7 protein-coding genes are annotated in these 8598 nt (G+C 49.1%); 2 read left to right on the top strand and 5 right to left on the bottom strand.

The window, feature by feature from the left end:
- On the top strand, nt 1–315 hold a 315-nt coding region (locus AACU19_RS07315), incomplete at its 5' end, for a tail fiber assembly protein (protein ID WP_105278880.1).
- A 568-nt stretch (nt 316–883) separates the two neighbouring features.
- Here AACU19_RS07315 and uspF read toward each other — a convergent pair.
- From uspF to nifJ, 3 genes are all read right to left on the bottom strand, one after another.
- Nucleotides 884–1318 (bottom strand): universal stress protein UspF, encoded by a 435-nt coding sequence (gene uspF, locus AACU19_RS07310; RefSeq protein WP_001295593.1) that lies wholly within the window; start codon nt 1316–1318, stop codon nt 884–886.
- 140 nt (nt 1319–1458) lie between these two features.
- Complete coding sequence (gene ompN / locus AACU19_RS07305) at nt 1459–2592, bottom strand: porin OmpN (protein ID WP_000837924.1); 1134 nt, start codon at nt 2590–2592, stop codon at nt 1459–1461.
- A gap of 365 nt (nt 2593–2957) precedes the next feature.
- Complete coding sequence (gene nifJ, locus AACU19_RS07300) at nt 2958–6482, bottom strand: pyruvate:ferredoxin (flavodoxin) oxidoreductase (RefSeq protein WP_105278877.1); 3525 nt, start codon at nt 6480–6482, stop codon at nt 2958–2960.
- Between the two features lie 273 nt (nt 6483–6755).
- Between nifJ and AACU19_RS07295 the strand changes: the two genes are divergently transcribed.
- Entirely contained in the window at nt 6756–7022 is a 267-nt protein-coding gene (locus AACU19_RS07295) for a putative hemolysin (RefSeq protein WP_001295715.1), read from the top strand.
- On the opposite strand, the gene hslJ is transcribed toward AACU19_RS07295, so the two are convergent.
- The gene (gene hslJ / locus AACU19_RS07290; RefSeq protein ID WP_001309480.1) at nt 7019–7441 is read right to left on the bottom strand and encodes a heat shock protein HslJ; all 423 of its coding nucleotides are present in this window, start codon (nt 7439–7441) and stop codon (nt 7019–7021) included. The genes AACU19_RS07295 and hslJ overlap by 4 nt on opposite strands.
- A 110-nt stretch (nt 7442–7551) precedes the next feature.
- On the bottom strand, nt 7552–8541 hold the full coding sequence (ldhA, locus tag AACU19_RS07285; protein ID WP_000762229.1) for a D-lactate dehydrogenase: 990 nt from the start codon (nt 8539–8541) through the stop codon (nt 7552–7554).
- Nucleotides 8542–8598: the final 57 nt, after the last annotated feature.

Here is an 8598-nt window from a genome sequence, read left to right as displayed (position 1 = left end):
GGATTAAGTGTTGTTGAGGTGGCAGATATAACGGCGAACCGCCGGGCAGACGATTCGGGGCAGTGGATGTATCTGGACGGTCAGGTGAGGAAACGCGAGTATTCGTCAGAGGAAGTCAACAGACAGACAGAGCAACGCAAGGCCACGCTGCTCAGTGAAGCAGATACCATCATCCGGCTTCTGGAGCGGTCGGTAAGGCTGAATATGGCCACGGAAGAAGAGCGAACCCGGCTGTCGGCCTGGGAGCGTTACAGCGTCCTGCTCAGCCGGGTGGATTCAGCGAACCCGGAATGGCCACAAAAGCCAGAGCAGTAAATACCGGAGAAGAGGATTTTACGTTAATCAGTAATTACAGGCAGAGATGATAAAAGCCGCGGAACATTGTATGCAGGAATGTACCGCGGCTGACTGATGTGCGTTCAATAGCGTAAATTTGAAGGTATGTCAGTCGGAACTTATAAAATTTAGAGGCTACAAATTGTAGGACAGTTTTAGAGTTGTTTCTGTGGCAAAAATGGGACAAAAGGCCGCAAAAGGGGCAAAAATGGGGCAATAAAAATGTAGATTATTGTGCTTTATTGTAGTTGTTAATCCTGCCTAATATCTTGAAAAACATAAAAATGATTGTTCGTCAGATAGTTGTGGTTTTTACTCTGACTTGTTCAGATTGTATTGTTCTTTCTTACTAATTTCTTGATTTTGCGACATTTAAAAGCGACTCAATTCGTTATATGGCATCAGAAGAGTATGCGTAATGCCGGAACGCCCAGCATAAGAAATCTGATATAAAAACTGTGGCGTGTATGGTACGGATTAGAGGGGAAAATGTCAGCACATTTGCGAAATGAATCAAAAAGCCCGCAGCAATGTGCGGGCGTTAGTGTCAGCGCACAACCAGCACGGAGCACTCTGCGTGACGCACTACAGCTGCGGCGTTAGAACCGAGCAGATAAGTGGTGATATCCGGTCGATGGGAAGCAATGATGATCATATGAGCGGGGATCTTCTTCGCCAATTCCAGAATGCGGTCTTTGGGCGAGCCTTCCTCAACATGGACATGCACTCTGTCGGTTGGCAGTTTAAATTTTTTAATGATCTCTTCCAGTTGCGATTTGGCTTCCGCTTTCAGGTCATCCATTGCCGGTAATTCTGCGGAATACGCTAAACCCAGAGAGGCATAGTAGGGCAGTGAAGGTATTACCGTCAGGAAATGAACCTCTGCATCATCAATCTTTGCCTCTGCCTCAACGTGACTAATCACGCGTTGAGTTAATTCTGAATCGGAAATATCGATAGGGACAAGAATCGTTCTGTTCATAAAACCTCCTGTTTTAGTATCCGCATAAAGTGTAACGCCAGATGACACTTTTTGTGTAATGACGGAGTTCACATTTTTAATTTAGATCAAAGGAGGAAGAATAAGCAGAAAAAGCCCGCCATAACAGCGGGCAGGAGGATTTAGAACTGATAAACCAGACCTAAAGCGACAATATCATCGGTAGAGATGCCGTTGGCAGCGTAGAAGCTGTCATCTTCATCCAACAGGTTGATTTTATAGTCAACGTAGGTGGACATATTTTTATTGAAATAGTAAGTCGCGCCAACATCGGCGTATTTAACCAGATCTTTATCATCAACACCTGCCGGGTTGTCTGCACCACCGGCAGCGTGCAGGTCACGGCCTTTAGACATCAGGAAAGAGACTGCCGGACGCAGACCAAAATCAAACTGGTACTGTGCAGTGACTTCAAAGTTCTGGGTTTTGTTTGCAACAGCATAATCGCTGTCGCCAAACGGGGTCATATTACGCGTTTCTGAATACATGGTTGCCAGGTAAATATTGTTAGCATCGTATTTTAGCCCAGCAGTCCACGCGTCTGCTTTATCACCACCAGCCGCAGTATGGTTAACCTGGTCATTGGTGCGGTCAGAAGAGGTGTATGCCGCACCAGCGCTAAAGCCCATGCCTAAATCATATGTTGTGGAAAGACCCCAGCCGTCACCGTTTTCATGGCGAACATCACGTCCGTTGTTGGTGCCTTCCTGACCATTACTGGCTCCTTCGTTGTTACCTTGATACTGCACCGCGAAGTTCAGACCATTTACCAGACCGAAGAAATCAGTGTTACGATAAGTCGCGACGCCATTGGCACGACCAGTCATAAAGTTGTCTGCATTGGTATAAGAGTCACCGCCAAATTCAGGCAGCATATCGGTCCAGCCTTCGATGTCGTACATTACGCCATAATTACGTCCGTAATCGAAAGAACCGTAATCTGCAAATTTCAGTCCGGCAAATGCCAGACGGGTCCATGACTGGTTTTTTGAAGATTCAGTGTTGTTTGCCTGAATATTGTATTCCCATTGACCGTAGCCAGTAAGTTGATCGTTAATTTGGGTTTCGCCTTTAAAACCCAGACGCGCATAGCTCTGGTCGCCATCTTTCGCTGAATTATCAGAAAAATAATGCAGGCCATCAACTTTGCCATACAGATCTAATTTGTTGCCGTCTTTATTATAAACTTCGGCTGCATGTGCAGCACCTGCGGCGAGCAGGGCAGGAATTAAAAGTGCCAGTACTTTGCTTTTCATTGAATAAATCCTTTAGTTATTTTATTTGCCTTTTATCCCCATTTCGGGGAATGAAAACATCCTAAAGGAGAAGTTCAGTTAGCCGATAAATATCATTTGTTACGCCTTAAGTAAAACCTTAATCAAATAATTCCTCTGAAATGATAATAAGTCTGGTGAATGTATCGAAGATAATACATACAAAATAAAAATTATACTTTTAATTTGCTATACGTTATTCTGCGCGGGTTATATGCCTTTATTGTCACAGATTTTATTTTCTGTTGGGCCATTGCATTGCCACTGATTTTCCAACATATAAGAAGACAAGCCCGAACAGTCGTTCGGGCTTTTTTTTAGAATTGGATAATCCTTATCCAGAGCATTTAATCGGTGTTGCTTTTTTCCGCTTTTCCGGCCATTTGTGCCAGGAAGTCATAGCGTTTTTGCAAATCAGCTGCGGCATCTTTCCATAACTGTTCTGCCACTTCTGGCTGCTGCGAATTCAGACGACGGAAACGCTGCTCGTGAAGTAACGTTTCTTCCAGTGCTTCTGACGGCGGGCGTGAATCCAGCGCCAGCAGCAGTTTGCCTTCATCGGCACGACGCGGATCAAAGCGATATAGCGGCCAGAAGCCGGTAGCAGTGAGTTGGCGCATCTGGTCGTGACTGAGTGCCAGATCGTAACCATGCTCTTCACACGGGCTATAAGCGATGATCAGCGATGGCCCCGGATACGCTTCCGCTTCCTGAATCGCTTTCACTGTCTGGTTGAGCTGCGCGCCGAGAGAAATCTGCGCCACATAAACATGACCGTACATCATCATACTGACGCCAAGATCTTTACGCGCTTTACGTTTGCCGTGCTCGCCAAATTTAGTTACTGCACCCAGCGGTGTCGCTTTCGACGCCTGACCACCGGTGTTGGAATAGCATTGCGTATCCAGCACCAGAATGTTGACGTTTTCCGTCAGACTCAATACATGATCCAGACCGCCAAAGCCGATATCGTAAGCCCAGCCATCGCCACCAATCAGCCAGATTGATTTTTCCACCAGTGCATCTGCATCACGTAGCAGTTCATGTGCTTCGGCAACATCGTTGAGTTGCTGGCGTAAAGCTGCGACCTGTTCACGACGAACCTCTGGCGTGGCGTCTGATTTCAACGCAGCCAGTAATTCCGCCGGGATTTTATCGGCAAATTGATCCAGCAGACGCAGCACGCGGACACGGTGTTGATCGACCGTAAGGCGGAAACCAAGGCCGAATTCGGCGTTATCTTCAAACAGCGAGTTCGCCCATGCCGGTCCACGACCGTTGGCATCAGTGGTATATGGTGTGGAGGGCAGGTTACCACCATAAATTGAAGAACAACCCGTAGCGTTAGCGATCAACATCCGATCGCCATAGAGCTGAGTCAGCAATTTAATATACGGCGTCTCGCCACAACCAGAGCAAGCACCTGAATATTCAAACAGCGGTGTAATCAGTTGCGATGTACGAATATCAATACGTTCCAGTTTGCTGCGATCGATTTCTGGTAAATTCAGGAAGAAGTCGTAATTGATTTTCTCTTCTTCGACATGTTCCAGGCGCGACATCATATTGATGGCTTTAATCTCTGGATCCTGACGGTCTTTCGCCGGGCAAACTTCGACGCACAGGTTACAGCCGGTGCAATCTTCCGGAGCTACCTGCAAGACATATTTCTGCCCGCGCATATCACGCGATTTTACATCCAGCGAATGCAGGCTGGCAGGGGCATTTTCCATTGCTTCAGGCGGCACCACTTTGGCGCGAATAGCTGAGTGTGGGCAAGCGGCGACGCAGTGGTTACATTGGGTACAGAGTTCCTCTTTCCAGATGGGGATCTCTTCGGCAATATTGCGTTTTTCCCAGCGCGTGGTGCCCATCGGCCAGGTGCCATCTGGTGGCAGCGCCGAAACAGGGAGAGCATCGCCAAGCCCAGCGAGCATTGCAGCGGTAACGGTTTTCACGAAATCAGGAGCAGCATCGGAAACCACAGGCGGTCGATTGGCGCTGTGCGGATTAACCGGCTGCAGCGGAACTTCTTCTACAGATTCACGCGCCAGTGCCAGAGCCTGCCAGTTGCGTTCCACCAGATCCTGGCCTTTGCTGCTGTAGCTTTTGGCAATCGCACCCTGCAATTCGGCCAGGGCGCTGTCGCCAGGCAGAATTTGCGTCAGATGGAAAAATGCCATCTGCATGACGGTATTAATACGGGCCGCCAGGCCACATTCACGGGCGATTTTCGCCGCGTTAATCACATAGAAGTGCGCTTTTTTCTGGTTTAACACGGCCTGAACTTCCTGCGGCAAGCGCGACCATACTTCATCTGCGCTGTACGGCGTGTTGAGCAGGAAAATGCCGCCAGGTTTCAAACGTTCAGCCATCTGATATTTATCGATAAACTGCAACTGGTGGCAGCCAACAAAATCAGCCTGGGAAATGAGATAAGCGGAACGAATCGGCTGCTCGCTCACGCGGAGGTGAGAAACCGTCAGGCCGCCCGCCTTTTTGGAGTCGTAAACAAAATAGCCCTGTGCGTACCACGGCGTGGAATTACCGATAATCTTGATATTGTTTTTGGTCGCGGAAACGCTGCCATCACTACCAAGACCATAAAACAAGGCTTCCAGTTTCGCCGAGTTTGGCAGGGTGTTTTCCGGCAACGGCAGTGACAGATTGGTCACATCATCGTAAATACCAACCGTAAAGCGCGCTTTCGGTTTAGCCGCGTTGAGCTCGGCAAATACCGCCAGTACACAGTCCGGGCCAAATTCTTTGGATGAAAGACCATAGCGCCCACCAATGACACGGGGCAGGGTTTCACGCTCGCCATTATTAAAGGCTTCTGCCAGTGCGGTCATCACATCCAGGTACAGGGGTTCCGCTTGCGCACCTGGCTCTTTGGTGCGATCCAGCACCGCCACTGTCCGAACAGAGTCCGGCAACGCTTGCAGTAAGTGTTTGGCGGAGAAGGGACGGTACAGGCGAACTTTCAGCACGCCGACTTTTTCGCCACGGGTTAGCAATTCATCAACCACTTCTTCACAGGTGCCAATGGCAGAGCCCATCAGGATAATCACCCGTTCCGCTTGTGGATGCCCGTAATACTCAAACGGCTGATACTGGCGACCTGTCGCGGCAGCGAAATCATTCATCGCCTGTTCAACATGGTCATAGACTGCGTTGTACCATGGGTTGGTGGCTTCGCGAGACTGGAAATAAGTGTCAGGATTGGCGGACGTACCGCGGATCACCGGATGTTCCGGGTTGAGTGCACGGGCGCGATGAGCATCAATTTCTGCCTGCGGCATCAGTTCAAGAATAGTGTCATCGGCCAGCGGGACAATTTTATTGATCTCGTGGGAGGTGCGGAAACCATCAAAGAAATGAATAAATGGCACGCGACTTTTCAGCGTCGCAATGTGCGAAATGAGAGCAAAGTCTTGCGCCTCCTGGACGTTTGCTGCACACAACATCGCGCAACCCGTCTGGCGCACTGCCATGACGTCGGAATGATCGCCAAAAATAGAGAGTGCATGTGTGGCAACGGTACGAGCCGCTACATGCAGGACAAATGGCGTCAGTTGGCCTGCCAGTTTGTACAGCGTCGGGATCATCAGCAGCAAACCCTGCGATGACGTAAACGATGTTGAAAGGGCACCCGTCTGCAAAGCGCCATGCACGGTAGCGATAGCACCCGCTTCCGACTGCATTTCAACCACGCGTGGTGTGTCTCCCCAAACGTTTTTCAAGCCGTTTCCGGCCCATGCATCAGCCTGTTCTGCCATCGTGGAACTGGGGGTAATAGGGTAGATGGCGATAACTTCACTGGTGCGAAACGCCACCGAAGCAACCGCGCCATTACCGTCAATAGTAATCATATGACACCCTTACATTGCGCAAATGAGGGGCGCACGAAATTGCTGCGCGCCCAGTAGTTATCTTTCAATTTTAGCAAATGGCTTTCTGCTGCATTTTCGCTTTTGTGTCCCCCACATCAGCGTAATGAATGTTTTGATCAAACAGAGGGCAAAAAAATAGCCATAAAAAAGTAAAAATGCGGGGCAACGCGCAGGACAGCTCTCGACGCCGCCCTCTGTGCTGCCTATTATTTATGGCGGTGTCGTTTGGCTTGAAGATCAGAGGAAGAAAAGATGCGAGCAGCGTTTTGGGTAGGGTGTGCCGCTTTATTATTGTCGGCGTGTAGTAGTGAACCTGTTCAGCAGGCGACTGCGGCGCACGTAGCGCCCGGTTTAAAAGCGTCAATGTCCAGTAGTGGAGAAGCAAATTGTGCAATGATTGGCGGTTCGCTTTCTGTTGCCCGTCAACTGGATGGTACGGCGATTGGGATGTGTGCATTACCCAACGGCAAACGCTGTAGCGAACAGTCACTTGCCGCCGGGAGCTGTGGCAGCTATTAATTCATTAAATCCGCCAGCTTATAGGTTAATGTCTGTTTCGCGGTCGCCAGCGTTAACTGGTTCGCGGTCAGATCCACTTGCGCACCTTCTTTCAGCATTTCGCTAATGGTGTTATCGAGTTCATTAAGCTGCGGGTTAGCGCACATCATACGGGTCATTGCCAGCCCTTTGGCTGTCAGTTCACCATTAGACAGTTTGCCTTCACCGCTAAAGCGGTTACACATGCTGCCGGAAATCATCATCTTTTCTCCAAAGCTGATTTCTGGCGGATTTTTATCGCTGGTCACGGGCTTACCGTTTACGCTTTCCAGCACAAAGCGATGATGCTGTAGCTGTTCTGGGGTTACAGCAATTTTGTCATTACTTACACATCCCGCCATCAGCAGGCTTAGCGCAACGAGCGCGGCTACTTTCTTCATTGTGGTTCTCAATTACAGTTTCTGACTCAGGACTATTTTAAGAATAGAGGATGAAAGGTCTTTGGGGATTATCTGAATAAGCTCCCCTGGAATGCAGGGGAGCGGCAAGATTAAACCAGTTCGTTCGGGCAGGTTTCGCCTTTTTCAAGATTGCTTAAGTTTTGCAGCGTAGTCTGAGAAATACTGGTCAGCGCTTCTGCTGTCAGGAATGCCTGATGCCCGGTAAACAGCACGTTGTGGCAGGCAGACAGACGACGGAATACGTCATCCTGGATTACGTCGTTGGATTTATCTTCAAAGAACAGATCGCGTTCGTTTTCATACACGTCCATACCCAACGAACCAATTTTCTGATTTTTCAGCGCTTCAATTGCCGCCTGAGAATCAATCAATGCACCGCGACTGGTATTGACGATCATCACGCCATTTTTCATCTGATCGAAGGCGGCTTCGTTCAACAGATGGTAGTTTTCCGGTGTCAGCGGGCAGTGCAGAGAGATAACGTCTGATTCAGAGAACAGGGTTGGCAGATCGACATACTCCACACCGAGTTCCAGCGCCGCCGCACTTGGATACGGATCGAACGCCAGCAGACGCATACCAAAACCTTTGAGAATGCGCAGCATCGCCACACCGATTTTACCAGTACCGATAACGCCTGCCGTTTTGCCATACATGGTAAAGCCGGTCAGACCTTCCAGAGAGAAGTTGGCGTCACGCGTACGCTGATATGCGCGATGGATACGGCGGTTCAGCGTCATCATCATACCGATGGCGTGTTCAGCAACAGCTTCTGGATCATAGGCTGGAACACGGACTACTTTCAGCCCCAGTTCTTTTGCTGCGTCAAGGTCGACGTTATTGAAACCGGCACAGCGCAGGGCGATATATTTAACGCCGTGCTTTTTCAGTTCTTCCAGCACCGGGCGGCTGCCGTCATCGTTTACGAAAATACATACCGCTTCGCAGCCATTGGCCGTTTTAGCGGTTTTTTCCGTCAGCAGAAAGTCAAAAAATTCCAGCTCAAAGCCAAAGGACTCGTTCACCTGTTGCAGGTACTTCTTGTCGTACTGTTTTGTGCTATAAACGGCGAGTTTCATAAGACTTTCTCCAGTGATGTTGAATCACATTTAAGCTACTAAAAATATTTTACAAAA

It is taken from the genome of Escherichia sp. MOD1-EC4550 (assembly GCF_963876935.1).
Lineage (GTDB): Bacteria > Pseudomonadota > Gammaproteobacteria > Enterobacterales > Enterobacteriaceae > Escherichia > Escherichia coli_F.
The sequence above is the reverse complement of the archived record's forward strand: the minus strand, read 5'-3'. Positions and strand labels throughout refer to the sequence as shown.